Source organism: Pseudoflavonifractor sp. (assembly GCF_050943825.1).
Lineage (GTDB): Bacteria > Bacillota > Clostridia > Oscillospirales > Oscillospiraceae > Pseudoflavonifractor.
The window spans coordinates 279449-295980 of sequence record NZ_JBMNPX010000002.1 but is presented as its reverse complement, the minus strand read 5'-3'; the positions used below and the strand labels follow the sequence as shown (position 1 = coordinate 295980).

Here is a 16532-nt window from a genome sequence, read left to right as displayed (position 1 = left end):
TCACTTCACCTCCTGGCCGCGCTTGGCTTTAATCTTCTTGATCTCAATGCTCTCCACAAAGGCCTGCACCCGGGTGCGCAGCTGACCGCTGGTGCGGGACATGTAGGGCCGGTCGATGGACAGCGTGGGGATATTGTACTCGTTGTGCATGATGTGGCTGGCCAGAGCACGCTCGTAGGACCAGTAGGTGCAGAACTTGATCTGCTCGTAGATGATGCCGTCGGCGTGGTAGTCCTTGGCCAGCTGGGCGGCGAAGTCCAGCCGCTTCTGCACCTTGTGCTGGGCCGAGTGGCGCACGCACAGGGTGGTCTGGAGATAGTTGCGGCACACCTGGGTGAGGGCGTCCTCGTCGTCGGTGAGGACAATCTCCTGGCGGCCGGGGAAGCTGCCGTAGCAGAACCGGTCGGCCACCACCAGCGCGCCGCTGTCCTCAATCAGGCTGATAAGCTCCGGGTCGTCGATCTCGGAGCCTACCACCACCACCTTGGCCCGGAAGTTCTTCTTCGGGTCAGGCTCTCTGGTCTTCAGCTCCTCCAGGGTCTCACGCAGCTTCTCCACCACCAGGTCCTTGGGGCAGACGTAGGTGGCCAGGGTGAGGACGTGGAACTCATAGCCGGTGATGGTGGGATTGTCCAGCTTGCGGTAGTTGCCAATCTCGGTGATGAGGCGGCAGACCTCGTTGTGCCTGGCCACCGCGTCCCGGATGGCCTGGTCCGAGGTGTCGATGCCGAAATTCTCCCGGAGCGGCTTGAGAATCTTCCGGGACAGCTGCTCCCGCAGATGCTCCACGCAGTCCTCGTTGTCCGAGCAGGGGGAGTCCAGGTTGCACCAGAAGAAATTCTTCTTGTCCGGGTCGTTGACCCCCAGCAGCTCCATGTTCTCCATGCTCCGGTTCATGCACTCGCACACGTCCACGCCCGCCATGGCGTCCAGGAACTTGTAGCCGCCCTCCAGTCCACGCTCCAGCAGAGCACGGGCGTACTCGCAGGTGGCGTTGGACATATAGTAGGTGGCTACCTCCATGGAGCCGGTACGGGGCGCACGCAGCCGCACCGAGAAGCAGCCATCCAGGTTGAGCAGTACCTCGGGCATGTGGTAGCAGGTGTAGCCCAGAGCCAGGCGGCCGTCCGCCTTGGCCTGACGCACCAGCTCGTTGTTGGCGTCGTCCAGCAGCTTTTCAAAGTAGTAGAGATGTTTTAAGTCCCGCATATCGCACCTTCCTTCCGTCCGGCGGCGTCAGGCGATGCCCAGGGCCTTCAGCGCCCGCTGCACGCCCAGCACCAGATTGGAGTCGTCCGGCAGCTCCATCACGCTTCTACCCTGCACGTCGCACAGTGCCAGGTTTACATCGTCGGGAATCTCGGAGAGCACCGGGATGCCGCCCGTATCCACGTAGCGGGCCACCTCGGGGTCGTTGAGCCGGTTGACGATGACGCCGATGGCCTGGTACATCACCAGCTCGTCGGCCACCTTCTTGATGGTCTGGATGACCTGGGTCCCCTTCTTGCTGGGGTCGGTCACCAGAATCAGATGGGTCACACGCTCCATCACCCGGCGGTTGACCTGCTCGATACCCGCCTCGCCGTCAATGACTACGTAGTCAAACTCGTCGGACACCATGCTGATGACCGCCTTCAGGTAGGAGTTGATGCTGCAGTAGCACCCGGCCGCCTCAGGCCGTCCCACCGCCAGGAAGGCGAAGCCGTCCTGCTCCACCATGGCGTCGAAGATGCGGAATTTGGACTCGCCCAGCAGCTCGATGGCGGTCTTTTTGCTCTTGTCCTCCTCGCCGGAGGCGGTGATGGCCTTGCGGATGTCGTCGATGGTCTCCTTGACCTGCACGGCCAGTGCCGTGGCCAGGCCCACCGCCGGGTCGGCGTCAATGGCCAGAATCCGGGCGCCCGGATGGTCCCGCACCAGCTGCCGCACGATGGCCGCCGAGATGGAGGTCTTTCCCACCCCTCCCTTCCCGGCGACGGTGATAACTGCGTTTCCCATGTCTGCTCCTCCTTTGTCTCTGTGTTGCTTCCGTCTAATCTGTCAGTCTCTCTGACATTTATGGGCCTGAAAAAACGGCGTCCGGCTTTCCTCCCAAAAGCCTGCCTGAGTTTCGCCTTATATTAAAAAATCTCCCCGGAACGCGGCGGTAAAGATGTCGCACAGCTGGTCCATCCGCTGCTCGGCCTCCTCACGGCTCAGCTCATACCTGCTCCAGCTCATCTTCTGCATCACGCCCAGAATAGAGTCGTAGGCGTTGTAGTAGAGGCTTCTCACGTCCACCTTGTGGGACACGCTTCCGTCGGCCAGCCCCTGTCCGATGGCCCGCACCAGAGGACTGCTGGACCGCTCAAACTGCTCCGGCGGCCAGTTCACGTCGTCCCGCTCCCGGCCTGCCCGGCTGAGGATGACCTCCGCGTCGGCACAGAAGCGAATCTGCTCCGGGTAGTCCAGATACATGTGGGAGTAAAACCGCAGCATCTGGTGAATCTGCTCCAGCCCGGTCATGCCCGGACGGCACATCTCACGGCTCCGCCGGTCCGCCTCCTTGGTCATCTTGTCGTAGTAGAGATAGACCGCCGCCTGAATCAGGTCCACCTTGGTCTTGTAGTACCGGTAGATGGACCGCTCCGTCAGGCCGCAGGCCCGGGAGATGTCCGCCACCGTGGTGTTGGCCGCGCCCTGGCGGGTAAAGACCTCCAGCGCCGTCTCCGCCACCAGCTGCTTGTTCTGTTCCCGGATCTCTTCCAGCGACATATCCCGCTCCTTTCCGTCCCATGGGACCATTACAAATTTATTGAAGCACAGTTTCTTTCAGAACGCAATGCTTTGGCGGAACATCGTTAAATTTTTGTCGTTTTCTCTGTTTTTGACTCGTCTAATTTGTGCATTTTCACTTTACTTACCCTTTATATTTCTTGCTATTTTATCAGATATGACATTTGTCCAGTTGATTTTCCATAGAAAAAGGCCGCGGAACAGGTGTTCCGCGGCCTCGGATATGTGCTTGTATCAGCCCTTGAGCTGCTGGCTCATGGCCTGGTCGAAGTGCTCGTTGATCTGCTTGGTGAACTCCAGAGCGGCGTTGTAGCCCATCTTCTTGTGGCGGTTGTTCATGGCCGCCACCTCGATGATAACGGCCAGATTCCGGCCCGGCTTCACCGGCACAGTGAGGGAGGGAATCTGCACATCCAGAATGGTGGTGTACAGGTTCTCCAGGCCCAGGCGGTCGTACATGGCGCCGTCCTTCCACTGCTCCAGGTTGATCACCAGGTCGATGTCCGACTCCTCCTTGATGGCGGACATACCGAACAGGCGGCGCACGTCAATGACGCCGATACCCCGCAGCTCGATGTAGTGGCGGATGAGCTCGGGGGCGGTGCCCACCAGGCGCTTGGTGCCCGCCCGCTTGATCTCCACCGCGTCGTCGGCAATCAGGCGGTGGCCACGCTTGACCAGCTCAATGGCGGTCTCGCTCTTGCCCACGCCGGACTCGCCCAGCAGCAGCACGCCCTCGCCGTAGATCTCCACCAGCACGCCGTGGCGGGTGATGCGGGGGGAGAGCTCGGTGCGCAGATAGGCGATGAGGGCGCTCATGAAGGTGGAGGTGGTCTCCTGGGTACGCAGGATGGTGCGGTCGTACTTCTCCGCCATCTCCATGCACTCGGGGAAAGGCTCCATGCCCCGGGAAATAATGAGACAGGGGATATCCCTGTCCATCAGGCTGTCAAAGCACTCCAGACGGGCTTCATGGGTCAGGCCGGTGAGATAGGTGGTCTCCACACGGCCGATCATCTGAATCCGCTTGGGGTCAAAATAGTCAAAAAATCCGATGAGCTGAAGGCCGGGACGGTTTACGTCCTCGGTGCGGATGGCCCGGGTCTCATAGTCCTTACCGCCCCGGATGACCTCCAGATTAAATTCACTGATAAGCTTCCCCAGCGGGACGCTGTATAAACTCTCCACTGAGCGTACCTCCCTATTTTCGTTTACAGCTTGCGCTGTTGGCATCATACACACGAAGCAAAGCCAATGCTCACATGAGCGGCTTTGGAAGAATTGTGCGGCTGCGCCCCGCGAATAAACCGCGCAGCGGTTGATTCATCAGACATTAGTATACACACTTCCCCCCTGTTTGACAATGCCCTTCTTCCCAAAATATCCAGCGTTTTCACGGATACCTCTCTCTTTCAGCGTTCTCTGTTGTGCATTAATCCCCTACCAATCCCATAATATACCATATCATTCGTAAAAAACAGCCGCGGAGCAATATCCGCGGCTGTTTGGCACTTATGGCCTTTTATTCGCTCAGGGGCTGGTCCAGGGGCTTGATCAGCTTCCGGTAGGTACGCACAAGGAAGATGGTACTCAGTGTCAGGGAGGCCAGCTCCGCGATGGGGAAGGAATACCACACCAGGTTCACATCCCCCAGCTTGGCCAGGAGCCAGGCGGCAGGCAGCAGCACCACGAGCTGGCGGATAATGGATACGATCATGCTCTGGATGCCCTCGCCCAGGGCCTGGAACACAGAGGAGGCCACCACGCAGTAGCCTGCAAAGACAAAGCTCAGGCTGATGGTCTTCAGAGCGGGCACACCGATGGACAGCATGTTCTCGTCCGCCTGGAACAGGAGGAAGATCTTGTCCGGGATGGTCTGCATCACCACCAGGCCGATGACCATGATGCCGATGGCGTACATCATACCCAGCTTCACGGTTCTGAGCAGGCGGTCCTTCTTGCGGGCGCCGTAGTTGTAGGCAATGATGGGCACCATGCCGTTGTTCAGGCCGAAGATGGGCATGAACACAAAGCTCTGCACCTTGAAGTACACACCCAGCACGGCAGTGGCCGTCTTGGTGAAGGTGAGGAGAATCTGGTTCATGCCGAACACCATCAGGGAGCCGATGGCGTTCATGATAATGGAGGGCGCACCCACAATGTAGATCCGCCGGACAATCCAGCCGTCAAAACGGAAGCCCTTGAGGGAGAGCTTGATGTCATGGTTCTTGAAGTGATTGCACAGAATAGCCAGGATGGCGGCCACAAACTGGCCCATAACCGTGGCCACTGCGGCGCCCGCCACCTCCAGCCGGGGGAAGGGCCCGATGCCGAAGATAAACAGGGGGTCGAAGATGATGTTGAACACCGCGCCCACACCCTGGGTAAACATGGTGTACATGGTCCGTCCGGTGGACTGGAGCAGCCGCTCAAACATGACCTCCATAAAGATGCCCGCGGAGAAGAGGCTGCAAATCTGCATGTACTGGGTGCCGTATTCCACGATAACGGGTTCGTTGGCCACCTGGATCATATAGAAGGGACGGGCCAGCAGAGTGCCCAGCACCATAAAGGCCACGCAGGTGATGGCGGCCAGGAGCACGCCGTGCTCGGCGGTGCGGTTGGCCCGCTCAAACTCCCGCTCGCCCAGGCTCTTGGACAGCAGGGCATTGACGCCCACGCCGGTGCCCACCGCCAGGGCAATCATAATGTTCTGAATGGGGAAGGCCAGAGAGACCGCGTTGAGGGCGTCCTCACTGAGCTGGGAGACAAAGACGCTGTCCACCACGTTGTAGAGCGCCTGCACCAGCATGGCCAGCATCATGGGCACGGACATGCTGAGCAGCAGCCGGTTGACCGGCATGACGCCCATCTTGTTCTCCTGAGGTACACTGTTTGACATTACTTGCTCTGTCCCTCCCTGGCCAGCGCCGCCGTGCGGATGAGCTCCACGGCGGTGTCCAGGCCCAGGGCGGAGTTGATGCACAGATCATAGCTCTTCCGGTCGCCCCAGCGGACGCTGGTGAAATAGTTGTAGTAGGAGGCGCGCTGCTTATCCTTGCGGGCAACAAAGCTCTCCATGTTCTCTTCCTTGTCGCCGTACTCCTCCACGGAACGGCGGATGCGCTCCTCCATGGGCGCATAGATGAACACCCGCAGCAGGTCCTTATGCTCCCGCAGGATGTAGTCGGCGCAGCGGCCCACGATGACGCAGCCGCCGTTGGTCGCCAGCTCCTTGATGACGCCGGACTGGGCGATGAACACCTGGTCCTGAGTGGACAGGGACTGGGCGGAGAAGTAGAGGTCGTAAATAAAGCTGTTGGTGGGGCGGCGCTCAGCGTCGCGGACAAAGTTCTCGGCAAAGCCGGTCTTCTTCACCACGCCCTGAATGACCTCCTTGTCATAGAAGGGGATGCCCAGCGCCTCGGACAGCTTCTTCGCCACAAGGCGTCCGCCGGAGCCATATTCACGGCCAATGGTAATTACGGTTTTCATTCCACACACACCTCCAAAATTTCGCAAAACCCATTTACAGATGAAAAAAACCGCCTGGCATGGCGGCGCTTCTGGTTCACTTCTATTATATCGGAGCAACTCCCCATCGTCAATCGCCGCGGTACTGTTTTGTGGAAAAAGTCATGTTTTCAGCCGGGTACGTCTCCCTCTTCTGTTTCTCCTTGACAGCGCTCCTCCCCTGTTTTACCATAAAGACAGCAGAAATGCGAAAGGAGCGGATTGAGATGAACAAAATTGCGTTTATCGGCGTGGGCATCATGGGCAAGTCCATGGTGCGCAACCTGATGAAGGCCGGCTATTCCCTCACCATATACAGCCGCACCAGGTCCAAGTGCGAGGACGTCATCGCTGAGGGTGCCGTCTGGGCGGATACGGTGGCCGACTGCGTCAAGGATGCGGATGCGGTGTTCTCCATCGTGGGCTACCCGAAGGACGTGGAGGAGGTCTACTTCGGTGACGGCGGCGTCATTGCCAACGCACAGCCCGGCGCCCTCATCGTGGACATGACCACCAGCTCCCCCGCCCTGGCCGGGCGCATCTGGGAGGCGGGCAAGGCCAAGGGCCTGCGGCCCCTGGACGCGCCGGTCACCGGCGGCGACACCGGCGCCAAGGCTGGCACCCTGTCCATCCTGGTGGGCGGCGACAAGGCCGACTTTGACGCCTGCCTCCCCCTCTTCCAGGCCATGGGCAAGATTATCGTCCACATGGGCGCCGCCGGTGCCGGTCAGCACGCCAAGCTGGCCAATCAGATTGCCATCGCCGGGGCCCTGTCCGGCGTGTGCGAGGCCCTCACCTACGCCAGAGCCAACGGTCTGAACCTGGACGACCTGCTCTCCGCCATCTCCGCCGGAGCGGCCGGCTCCTTCCAGATGCAGAGTCTGGGCCCCAAGATGGCGGTGGGCGACTTTGCCCCCGGCTTCATCATGAAGCACTTCATCAAGGACATGAAGCTGTCGGTGGAGCAGAGCGAGGCCATCGGCCTGACGCTGCCCGTGCTGACCCAGGTGCTCTCCGAGTGCCGCAGCCTGGAGGAGGCCGGTCTGGGCGACCTGGGCACCCAGGGTCTCATCCGCTACTACGAGAAATAAGTCCGCAGACAAAAGCGGGGTGCGCAGTGCGCACCCCGCTTTTTCTCTTTACCACTCCCCTGCCGGGGCATCCAGCAGCGGCAGGGTGCGGAACACCTCCGCCACGGCAGACTCAAAGTCAGCGGTGTCCGACGCCCGGCGGATGCGCCGCTCCAGCTTCTCACTGTCCCCGAAGAGGTGGATGAGGTAGACCCATATCTCCTTCATCCGCAGCATGGCGTTCCGTCGGCTGCCGAAGGTCTGGGCATAGGTCTCGTACAGCTCGTGATGGAAAGCCCGCAGGGTGTCCAGCCCGGCAGGCTGCTCCCCCTTCAGCCGCCCCGCCAGGGACGGGTCGGCCACCAGACCACGGCCTATCATCACCGCCTCCACCCCGGGCCAGCGCCGGGACGCCCTCTCCCAGTCCCCGGGTGTGATGATATCCCCGTTGTAGCACAGGGGCGCACGGCTCATGCGGACCGCCAGGTCAAAGTACTCCGGGCGCACCGGCTTCTTGTAGAAATCGCTCCGGATGCGGGGGTGGACGGTCAGCTCGGCCACCGGATAGCGGTTGTACAGCTCCAGCAGAGGGCCGAACTCCTCCGGGTCGTGCATGCCCAGCCGGGTTTTGATGGAGATGGCCACGGGGGCGGCGGCAAAGATGCCGTCCAGCAGCCCCTCCAGCTCCTCCCGCCGGGCCAGCAGGCCGGAGCCCTTGCCCTTGGCCGTCACCGTCCCCGAGGGACAGCCCAGGTTCAGGTTCACCTCCCGGTAGCCCATGGCGGCCAGCTCCCCCGCGGCCCAGAGAAAGTCCTCCGGCTGGCGGGTCAGCAGCTGGGGCACGGCGTGGACGCCCTCATTGTGCTCGGGGAGGATATCGTCCAGCTCCCGGCGGGTGAAGTTGTGGTCCTGCCGGGGAGAGAGAAAGGGCATGTAGTACCGGTCCACGCCGGGGAAATACCGGCTGTGGCAATTGCGGAAAATATGTCCCGTAATGCCCTCCATGGGGGCGAAATAACATCTCATATGGTTCACCTGTCCGCTGAAAATCTTCTGTCACGCAGGCAACATTATAGCGGGATTTCTCCCTCCCGTCCACCCCGCCGAGCAAAAACAGAGGCCGGAGCGCCATATTGCGCTCCGGCCTCCCATTCTGTTAAACCTGTTGCTTTCAACTGTTCTCCGCCCGGTACACGGTCCGGTACCCCTGGGCGGTGACCTCCACCGCCTGCTCCACCTCGTCGCTCCAGGCGTCCGACGGGCAGGGCTGCTCCCCCTCGTAGCGCACGCAGGTGCCGCAGCTGCTGCTCAGGTCCCGGGGTACGGGCATGATTCTGGCGGTCATCTTCCGGGCCTCACACTGCTTTTTAAAGTGCATGGCCCCGAAATGGGAGTAAAACGTGGCGATGTAAGTCATATCACTTGGTGATGGACAGGGTGAACTCCCCGTCCTTCTCCTCTACCGACACCTGGTAGCCCTGGTGCACGGCGTAGCGGGTCACGTTCTCCTTGGCGGTGGGGTTGTCCACCACAACCTGATAGGCGCTCTCGCCGGTGGCCATGGCCTTGCGGGTCATAATGACAGGCTCAGGGCAGGAGAGCCCTCTGGCGTCCAGCAGTTTCATGGTACATTCTCCTCTCTTACGCTTTCGCGGTGTCCTTGCGGAAGGTGTTGAAGCAGGCGATGAGGGCCACCACCACGATGCCGATGATAACGGCGATCTTGCCGTTGGCAGTGGGGCCGTTGCCGCTGGAGGCCAGGCCGAAGTTGTGGGCAAAGGCGGCGCCCGCCACCAGGCCCAGGACGGTGATGGCGCTGTCGGTGTTGCCCTCGCCGGAGAGCACCAGCTGGCGCATGGGGCAGCCGCCCAGCAGCACGCAGCCAAAGCCGGTGAGCAGCATGCCCAGGGCGTTCCACAGGCCGTCGGTGTGGGCCACAGGCTGGCCGGCAAAGCCCAGAGTGAAGTAGGTGCTGCCAGTGGCGGCGGTAAAGATCAGGTTGCACACCAGGGCGCTGACGAAGATGGCCACAAAGCCGATGAGCAGCTTCCACTCCCGGAAGAGCACCACATCGCGGATGCCGCCCACCATGCACAGGCGGGTCTTCTGGGCCACGGCGCCCACGATGAGGCCGGCGGCCAGGCTGATGATGATGGGGGCGTGCTGGGCGCCGGGGCCGCCGCCCGCCTCGGTGAAGTAGATGAAGGCAGGCGCCGCAACCAGCAGCACCAGCAGCACCACCTGGATGATGGGCAGCAGACGGCCCTCCAGAGCGGGCAGCTGATAGGTCCGCTTCAGGGAGTAACCCTTGGTGAGGAAGAACACGCCCACCAGGATGCCGCACACAAAGCCCACCAGGCCGAAGATGGCGTTCAGGTCGCCGCCGGCCAGGCGCAGAATCATGCGGAAGGGGCAGCCCAGGAACATCAGGCAGCCAATCATGACGAAAAAGCCCAGCACAAAGCGGGTCAGAGGGGCGCTGCCGCCCTTGGGGGAAAACTCCTTGCGGAAGGTGGCCAGCAGGAAGCTGCCCAGCACCAGGCCGATGATCTCAGGCCGGATGTACTGCACGTTGGCCGCCTGGTGGAGACCCAGCGCGCCGGCGGTGTCCCGCAGGAAGCAGGCGATGCAGAAGCCCATGTTCACCGGGTTGCCGAAGAGCACCAGCAGCGCGGCGATGACGCCTATCCCCAGGCCCACCAGCAAAATTTCCGTTTTTTCCTTCTTCAAACCCATACACACACACTCCTTATTTGTCGGGTATGGGTTCAGTATAGTAGAGTTTCATAAGATTTTCCAATATCAATTATTAATGAATTAAAAGTTGTTATTTGAAATTTTGATAAGTATATGATAGAATGATGGAACATCTTACAGGCGGTTCCTGCCGGTTTTCCTGTCTTTCGGGCGGAAAATGGCGTCCGGCGGGCCGAATCACGTATGAATTGGAGCGGATGGAATGGATACCATCTATTTTGACAACGCCTGCACCTCCTTCCCCAAGCCCCAGGCGGTGCCCGACGCCATGTACGACTATATGACCCGGGTGGGCAGCAACATCAACCGGGGCTGCTACAGCCGGGCCTACGACGTGGAGGAGCTGGTCTACGACACCCGGGAGCGGCTCTCCCGGCTCTTTGACGGCCCGGAGTGCAGGAACGTGGTGTTCACCCGGAACATCACCGAGAGCCTGAACGTGCTCCTCAAGGGCTTTCTCAAGCCAGGCGACCACGTCATCACCTCCTCCATGGAGCACAACGCGGTGATGCGCCCCATGGTGCAGCTGGAGCGCCAGGGGGTGTCCTTCACCCGTGCGGCCTGCCGTCCGGACGGCACCCTGGACCCCGCCGCCCTGGAAGCTGCCCTGCGGCCCAACACAAAGGCCGTGGTGATGACCCACGGCAGCAATGTCTGCGGCACCCTGCTCCCCATCAGGGAGGTTGGGGCCTTCTGCAAGGCCCACGGCCTGCGCTTCTTTGTTGACTGCGCCCAGACCGGCGGCGTGTACCCCGTATCCATGGCGGACATGGGCATTGACGCCCTGGCCTTCACCGGCCACAAGGGCCTGCTGGGTCCCCAGGGTGTGGGCGGCTTTCTGCTCAGCCCCGAGCTGGTGAGCCAGATTACCCCTCTGCTCTCGGGCGGCACCGGCAGCATCAGCCACACCGAGGAGGTGCCCGACTTCATGCCCGACCGCTTTGAGCCGGGCACGCCCAATCTGCCCGGCATTGTGGGCCTCCACGCCGCCCTGCTCTGGCTGGAGGAGACGGGCATGGATGCCATCCGCGCCCACGAGCTGGGCCTTACCGCCCGGTTCCTCTCGGGGGTAGATTCCCTGGGAAAAGCGGGCCGTGTCGTCCGGGCGGTGGGCCTGCCGGGGACGGAGGGCCGCACCGGCGTGGTGTCGGTGGTGACCCCGGACCGGGACATGGCCGGGGTGGCCTACGAGCTGGACAGCACCTGGGGCATCATGACCCGGGTGGGGCTCCACTGCGCCCCCTCCGCCCACAAGACCCTGGGCACCTTCCCCGCCGGGACCATCCGCTTCTCCTTCGGCTGGTGGAACACGGAGGAGGAAGTGGACCGGGCCATTGACGCCCTGGACGCCATTCTGAGGGAGGCCGCCCGCTGATGGACATGAAGCAGCTCCAGTCCTTTACGGCGGTGGTGAAATACCGCAGCTTTACAAAAGCCGCCGAACGGCTCTATCTCTCCCAGCCCACCATCAGCACCCACATCCGCAACCTAGAGGAGGAGCTGGGTACCTGCCTTATCATCCGCACCAAGCGGAGCGTGGACGTGACTCCCAGAGGCCAGGAGCTCTACGAGTGCGCCTGCACCATTCTCAGCCTGCGGGACAACCTGATCCGCCGCTGGGCCTCCAACGAGAGCAGTATCATCCAGCTGGGGGCCTCCACCATCCCCTCGGCCTACATTCTCCCGGAAATTCTCCCCGCCTACGGCCAGGAACACCCGGAGAGCTACTTCATCATCCACCAGAACGACAGCCGGGGCGTGGCCGAGGGTATCCTCAACGGCAGCTTTGACCTGGGAATGATCGGCATGAAGTACGACCACGAGGACCTGAACTGCATCCCCTTCTACCGGGACCGGATGGTGCTCATCACCCCGGTCAACCCCCATTTCCTGGCGCTGAAGGAGCAGGACTCCCCCCTCCCCCAGCTGCTCCGGGAGCCCATCATCCTCCGGGAGCAGGGCAGCGGCAGCAAAAAGAGCGCCGAGTTCTTTCTGGACAGCATGGGGATTGCCGAGGAAGAGCTGAAGGTCACCGCCCGCATCAACGACCAGGAGTCCATCAAAAACCTGGTGGCCGGCGGGCTGGGCGTGTCCATCATCTCCGAGCGGGCCGCCCACAACTTTGTGCTGGAGAACCGGGTGCTCCTCTTCGATCTGCCCGACAGCGTCTCCCAGCGGTACCTCTATTTTGTCATGAAGCGGAATTATGTCCTCGGTGAACATATCAAGGCCTTCATCTCTCATGTACAGCGGTACTACGCCCTGAACGGCGCGCTCTGAGTACCGCCCTCAGCACAGCACCCCCATCCCGGTGAACACTGCGGTTCATCAGGATGGGGGTGCTCTGTTCTGCTTTCGGTCAGTTCATGTTGGCAAAGCGCTCCACCGCCTTGGTGAAGCTGGCGATGGTCTTGTCCGCGTCCCCGTGCTCAATGCCGTCCCGGACGCAGTGCTTGATGTGTCCCTCCAGCACCACCTGTCCCACCCGGTGAAGGGCCGACTTGGCGGCGTTGATCTGGGCCAGCACGTCCTCACAGGGGATATCCTCATCCACCATGCGGTCAATGGCCTGCACCTGACCGAGAATCTTTTTCAGGCGGCGGTGCAGATTTTCCGCGTCCATGCACTGTCTCATATGCGTACCTCCCTATACCCGTACTGGTATTTTCCCCTATTATCCAATGATTCCGCCCCACTGTCAAGGCCGGATGTTCTCTCCCAGCCTCGGCGGAATTTTTTCCAGTTCCCCTCTTGACAAATCAAGTTAGCTGTTGTAAACTCAATCCGTTCCAACGGTTAGCACAAGCTAATCTTTGTTTTGAATGAACCTAACAGCCGGGAGGAGCGTTTATGATGCCGCTTACAATGGTAAAAGCCGGTGAGACGGTCACCATCCGGAAAATCACCGGGAAGGATGAAATCCGCCTGCATCTGGCGGAGCTGGGCTTTGTTGTGGACGGTACGGTCACGGTGGTCAGTGAAATCGCCGGCAACCTGATTCTTCGGGTCAAGGACAGCCGGGTTGCCCTGGACAAGACCATGGCCAACCGAATCATGATTTGAGAGGAGCAGGGATATGAGAACACTCAGGGACGCAAAGGTGGGCGATACCGTCACCGTCGCCAAGCTTCACGGCGAGGGCGCCGTCAAGCGCCGCATTATGGACATGGGTATCACCAAGGGGGTGGCCATCCACGTGCGGAAGGTGGCTCCGCTGGGGGACCCCATGGAGCTGAATGTGCGGGGCTATGAGCTGAGCGTGCGCAAGGCGGACGCGGAGATGATTGAAATCCAGTGATGTGTGTTGTCTGAGCACCGGCGGCGAAGGCCGCCTGTTTTTCGGCAGTATAGTTAGCATATGCTAATGGAAAGGGAGTAACAAGATGGAGTACAAAATCGCGCTGGCGGGCAACCCGAACTGCGGCAAAACCACGCTGTTCAACGCCCTGACCGGCTCCAGTCAGTATGTGGGCAACTGGCCCGGCGTCACCGTGGAGAAGAAGGAGGGCAAGCTGAAGGGCCACAAGGATGTGGTCATTCAGGACCTGCCCGGTATCTATTCCCTCTCCCCCTACACCCTGGAGGAGGTGGTGGCCCGGAGCTACCTGGTGGGTGAGAAGCCGGACGCCATCCTCAACATCGTGGACGGCACCAACATCGAGCGCAACCTGTACCTCACCACCCAGCTCATCGAGCTGGGCATCCCGGTGGTGGTGGCGGTGAACATGATCGACCTGGTCCGCAAGAACGGCGACAAGATCGACCTGGACCGGCTGGCCAATGCCCTGGGCTGCCAGGTGGTGGAGATGAGCGCCCTGAAGGGCGAGGGCGGCATGGCCGCTGCGGAAAAGGCCCTGGAGCTGGCCAAATCCCACCAGTCCGGCGAGCTGCCCCACGTGTTCACCGGCAGCGTGGAGCACGCCATTGCCCACATTGAGGAGTCCATCCAGGGCAAGGTGGACGACCGGTATCTCCGCTGGTACGCCATCAAGGTCTTTGAGCGGGACGAGAAGGTTCTGGAGCAGCTGGGTCTGTCCCCTGAGCTGAAAAAGCACCTGGAGCTCCACATCACCGACTGCGAGCACGAGCTGGACGACGACGCTGAGAGCATCATCACCAACCAGCGCTACGCCTACATCAGCTCCGTGGTGGACAAGGCGGTGAAGAAGAAGCACGCCGCCCATAGCCTGACTGTGTCCGACAAAATTGATAGAGTGGTGACCAACCGCATCGCCGCTCTGCCCATCTTTGTGGCGGTGATGGTGCTGGTGTACTCCCTGGCCATGGGCAGCTGGACCGTGTCCATCGGCACCCGCCTCACCGACTGGGCCAACGACGGCCTGTTCGGCGACGGCTGGTTCCTCCCCTTCACCGCCGACGTGGACGCCTGGGACGAGGCCTCCGGCGCATTTGAGGAGGCCTCCGGCATCATCGAAGGCTACGAAGCCGGCAAGAGCGAGGTCTACTTCTACGACGACGAGACCGGCGAGACCACCGTGGTGCCCGTCACCGAGGAGGCCTATCAGGAGGCCCTCACCGTGGCCGAGCCTGACCCCAACGACTACGGCACCTGGGTGCCCGGCATCCCCGTTCTGGTGGAAAATGCCCTCACCTCCGCAGGCACCAACCCGGTGCTCAAGGGCCTGATTCTGGACGGCATCATCGCCGGCGTGGGCGCGGTGCTGGGCTTTGTGCCCCAGATGCTGGTGCTCTTCCTGCTGCTGTCCATCCTGGAGGACGTGGGCTACATGGCCCGCATCGCCTTCATCATGGACCGGATTTTCCGCCGCTTCGGCCTGTCCGGCAAGAGCTTCATCCCCATGCTAGTGGCCACCGGCTGCGGCGTCCCCGGCATTATGGCCTCCCGCACCATTGAGCAGGAGCGGGACCGGAGAATGACCGTCATGACCACCGGCTTCATCCCCTGCGGCGCCAAGATGCCCATCATCGCCCTGTTCGCCGGCGCTCTGTTCGGCGGCTCCGCCTGGGTGGCCACCTCCGCCTACTTCATCGGCGTGGCCGCGGTGATCATCTCCGGCATCATCCTGAAAAAGACCCGGATTTTCGCCGGTGACCCCGCCCCCTTCGTCATGGAGCTGCCCGCCTACCACGCCCCCGCCGCCGTCAACGTGCTGCGGGCCACCTGGGAGCGGGGCTGGTCCTTCATCAAGCGGGCCGGCACCGTCATCCTCCTCTCCTCCATCATCCTCTGGTTCCTCCAGGGCTTCGGCTTTGTGGACGGCGTGTTCCAGATGGTGGAGGACAACAACGACTCCCTGCTGGCCAGCGTGGGCCACACCGTGGACTTCATTTTCGCGCCCCTGGGCTTCGGCACCTGGCAGGCCACCGTGGCCACCGTCACCGGCCTCATCGCCAAGGAGAACGTGGTCTCCACCTTCGGCGTGCTCTATCCGGGCAACCTGAGCCTGGAGATCGCCACGGCTTACAGCGCCATCGCCGCCTACTCCTTCATGATCTTCAACCTGCTGTGCGCCCCCTGCTTCGCCGCCATGGGCGCCATCAAGCGGGAGATGAACAACTGGAAGTGGACCCTGGGCGCCATCGGCTACATGTGCGGCTTCGCCTATGTGGCGGCCCTCATGGTCTACCAGCTGGGCGGCCTGCTGACCGGCGCTGTGTCCTTCGGCGTGGGCACCGTGGTGGCTCTGGTTCTTCTGGCCGGGCTCATCTACCTGCTCCTGCGCAGAAACAAGTACGAGGACCGTCCTCTGGGCGCCCGTGCTGTCAGCGCGGCGGCCAAGTAACTTACATATCTCTGCGGCGGACGGCCTGAACTGTCCGCCCCGGCCACTCCCAGAAAGGAGCTGTTCACTATGGCAGATATCATCATCGGTCTCATCATCGCGGCGGTCTGTGTGGCCATCATCGCCAGAGGCATCCACAACCGCCGCCAGGGCAAGCACAGCTGCTCCGGCTCCTGCGGCAGCTGCGGGTGCGGCTGCGGCGGCTGCGCCTCCTCCGGCACATGCCACCCGGAACACTCTGCCTCCAAATAACCGACCTATGAAAAACCCGGCGCTCCAGACTGGAGCGCCGGGTTTTTATGTTTTATTCCTGGGAACTGGCTCCGCAGATGGCCAGCACAAAGGCCCTCAGAGCGTTCATCCGCTCCGCCTCGTCCTCCGGCCAGGGGATGTCCCCCATGTGGTCGGCCAGCAGAACGGGTACCTTGTAGTTGTATACCTCCTGGGCCACCTCCATCTCCACGCCGTCCACCGTGTGGTCGGGGCCGCCGTTGACAATGATGCCCTTCAGGTTGGGCAGCTTGTCCAGCTCCCCGGCGGTAATGCTGTGGGGGTAGAGGGCGCTGTCCACGCCCAGGGATTGAATCTCCTTCAGCAGCCGCTCATTCTCCCGGCTGCCCAGGTTCAGCACCGCAATCATATCCCGCGCCAT

19 protein-coding genes are annotated in these 16532 nt (G+C 61.7%); 7 read left to right on the top strand and 12 right to left on the bottom strand.

Annotation, left to right across the window (positions count from 1 at the left end):
• The 6 genes from ACOX7T_RS03805 to ACOX7T_RS03780 form a co-directional block, all read right to left on the bottom strand.
• Complete coding sequence (locus ACOX7T_RS03805) at positions 1–1209, bottom strand: 2-hydroxyacyl-CoA dehydratase family protein (RefSeq protein ID WP_433440037.1); 1209 nt, start codon at positions 1207–1209, stop codon at positions 1–3.
• A gap of 27 nt (positions 1210–1236) precedes the next feature.
• Positions 1237–1998: an AAA family ATPase gene (locus ACOX7T_RS03800; RefSeq protein WP_433440036.1), complete on the bottom strand. Its 762-nt coding sequence runs from the start codon at positions 1996–1998 to the stop codon at positions 1237–1239.
• 117 nt (positions 1999–2115) lie between these two features.
• Entirely contained in the window at positions 2116–2754 is a 639-nt protein-coding gene (locus ACOX7T_RS03795; protein ID WP_433440034.1) for a TetR/AcrR family transcriptional regulator, read from the bottom strand.
• 255 nt (positions 2755–3009) lie between these two features.
• Positions 3010–3963 (bottom strand): HPr(Ser) kinase/phosphatase, encoded by a 954-nt coding sequence (gene hprK, locus ACOX7T_RS03790; protein WP_433440032.1) that lies wholly within the window; start codon positions 3961–3963, stop codon positions 3010–3012.
• Positions 3964–4297: 334 nt separating this feature from the next.
• The gene (locus tag ACOX7T_RS03785; protein ID WP_433440030.1) at positions 4298–5677 is read right to left on the bottom strand and encodes an MATE family efflux transporter; all 1380 of its coding nucleotides are present in this window, start codon (positions 5675–5677) and stop codon (positions 4298–4300) included.
• On the bottom strand, positions 5677–6270 hold the full coding sequence (locus ACOX7T_RS03780; RefSeq protein ID WP_433440028.1) for an AAA family ATPase: 594 nt from the start codon (positions 6268–6270) through the stop codon (positions 5677–5679). The genes ACOX7T_RS03785 and ACOX7T_RS03780 overlap by 1 nt, the downstream gene beginning before the upstream one ends.
• Positions 6271–6413: 143 nt before the next feature.
• On the opposite strand from ACOX7T_RS03780, the gene ACOX7T_RS03775 reads away from it, so the two are divergent.
• Complete coding sequence (locus ACOX7T_RS03775) at positions 6414–7379, top strand: NAD(P)-dependent oxidoreductase (RefSeq protein WP_433440026.1); 966 nt, start codon at positions 6414–6416, stop codon at positions 7377–7379.
• A gap of 48 nt (positions 7380–7427) precedes the next feature.
• Here ACOX7T_RS03775 and ACOX7T_RS03770 read toward each other — a convergent pair whose 3' ends face one another.
• The 4 genes from ACOX7T_RS03770 to yedE all read right to left on the bottom strand — a co-directional run bounded on the left by ACOX7T_RS03770 (position 7428) and on the right by yedE (position 10094).
• Positions 7428–8384: a tRNA dihydrouridine synthase gene (locus ACOX7T_RS03770; protein WP_433440024.1), complete on the bottom strand. Its 957-nt coding sequence runs from the start codon at positions 8382–8384 to the stop codon at positions 7428–7430.
• 145 nt (positions 8385–8529) lie between these two features.
• Positions 8530–8775 carry a DUF3343 domain-containing protein gene (locus tag ACOX7T_RS03765; RefSeq protein ID WP_148318616.1) on the bottom strand — a complete coding sequence of 82 codons (246 nt, stop codon included), beginning with the start codon at positions 8773–8775 and terminating at the stop codon, positions 8530–8532.
• A 1-nt stretch (position 8776) separates the two neighbouring features.
• On the bottom strand, positions 8777–8983 hold the full coding sequence (locus ACOX7T_RS03760) for a sulfurtransferase TusA family protein (RefSeq protein ID WP_433440022.1): 207 nt from the start codon (positions 8981–8983) through the stop codon (positions 8777–8779).
• A 16-nt stretch (positions 8984–8999) separates the two neighbouring features.
• Entirely contained in the window at positions 9000–10094 is a 1095-nt protein-coding gene (gene yedE, locus ACOX7T_RS03755; RefSeq protein ID WP_433440021.1) for a YedE family putative selenium transporter, read from the bottom strand.
• A 223-nt stretch (positions 10095–10317) separates the two neighbouring features.
• Between yedE and ACOX7T_RS03750 the strand changes: the two genes are divergently transcribed.
• Both ACOX7T_RS03750 and ACOX7T_RS03745 read left to right on the top strand, forming a co-directional pair.
• Positions 10318–11490, top strand: a complete 1173-nt coding sequence (locus tag ACOX7T_RS03750; protein ID WP_433440019.1) for an aminotransferase class V-fold PLP-dependent enzyme — start codon at positions 10318–10320, stop codon at positions 11488–11490.
• Positions 11490–12395, top strand: a complete 906-nt coding sequence (locus ACOX7T_RS03745; protein ID WP_433440017.1) for a selenium metabolism-associated LysR family transcriptional regulator — start codon at positions 11490–11492, stop codon at positions 12393–12395. The genes ACOX7T_RS03750 and ACOX7T_RS03745 overlap by 1 nt, the downstream gene beginning before the upstream one ends.
• Before the next feature lie 79 nt (positions 12396–12474).
• On the opposite strand, the gene ACOX7T_RS03740 is transcribed toward ACOX7T_RS03745, so the two are convergent.
• Positions 12475–12750 (bottom strand): metal-sensing transcriptional repressor, encoded by a 276-nt coding sequence (locus ACOX7T_RS03740; protein WP_433440015.1) that lies wholly within the window; start codon positions 12748–12750, stop codon positions 12475–12477.
• A 215-nt stretch (positions 12751–12965) separates the two neighbouring features.
• Here ACOX7T_RS03740 and ACOX7T_RS03735 point away from each other — a divergent pair, with 215 nt between their 5' ends.
• The 4 genes from ACOX7T_RS03735 (at position 12966) to ACOX7T_RS03720 (ending at position 16132) form a co-directional block, all read left to right on the top strand.
• Positions 12966–13178 carry a FeoA family protein gene (locus ACOX7T_RS03735; protein WP_433440013.1) on the top strand — a complete coding sequence of 71 codons (213 nt, stop codon included), beginning with the start codon at positions 12966–12968 and terminating at the stop codon, positions 13176–13178.
• Positions 13179–13191: 13 nt separating this feature from the next.
• On the top strand, positions 13192–13413 hold the full coding sequence (locus ACOX7T_RS03730; protein WP_006574061.1) for a FeoA family protein: 222 nt from the start codon (positions 13192–13194) through the stop codon (positions 13411–13413).
• 85 nt (positions 13414–13498) lie between these two features.
• Positions 13499–15880: a ferrous iron transporter B gene (feoB, locus tag ACOX7T_RS03725; RefSeq protein WP_433440010.1), complete on the top strand. Its 2382-nt coding sequence runs from the start codon at positions 13499–13501 to the stop codon at positions 15878–15880.
• Positions 15881–15949: 69 nt separating this feature from the next.
• Entirely contained in the window at positions 15950–16132 is a 183-nt protein-coding gene (locus tag ACOX7T_RS03720) for a FeoB-associated Cys-rich membrane protein (RefSeq protein ID WP_433440008.1), read from the top strand.
• Between the two features lie 52 nt (positions 16133–16184).
• Here the strand turns inward: ACOX7T_RS03720 and ACOX7T_RS03715 are convergent, their stop codons facing one another.
• Positions 16185–16532 (bottom strand): glutamine amidotransferase-related protein, encoded by a 348-nt coding sequence (locus ACOX7T_RS03715; protein ID WP_433440006.1) that lies wholly within the window; start codon positions 16530–16532, stop codon positions 16185–16187.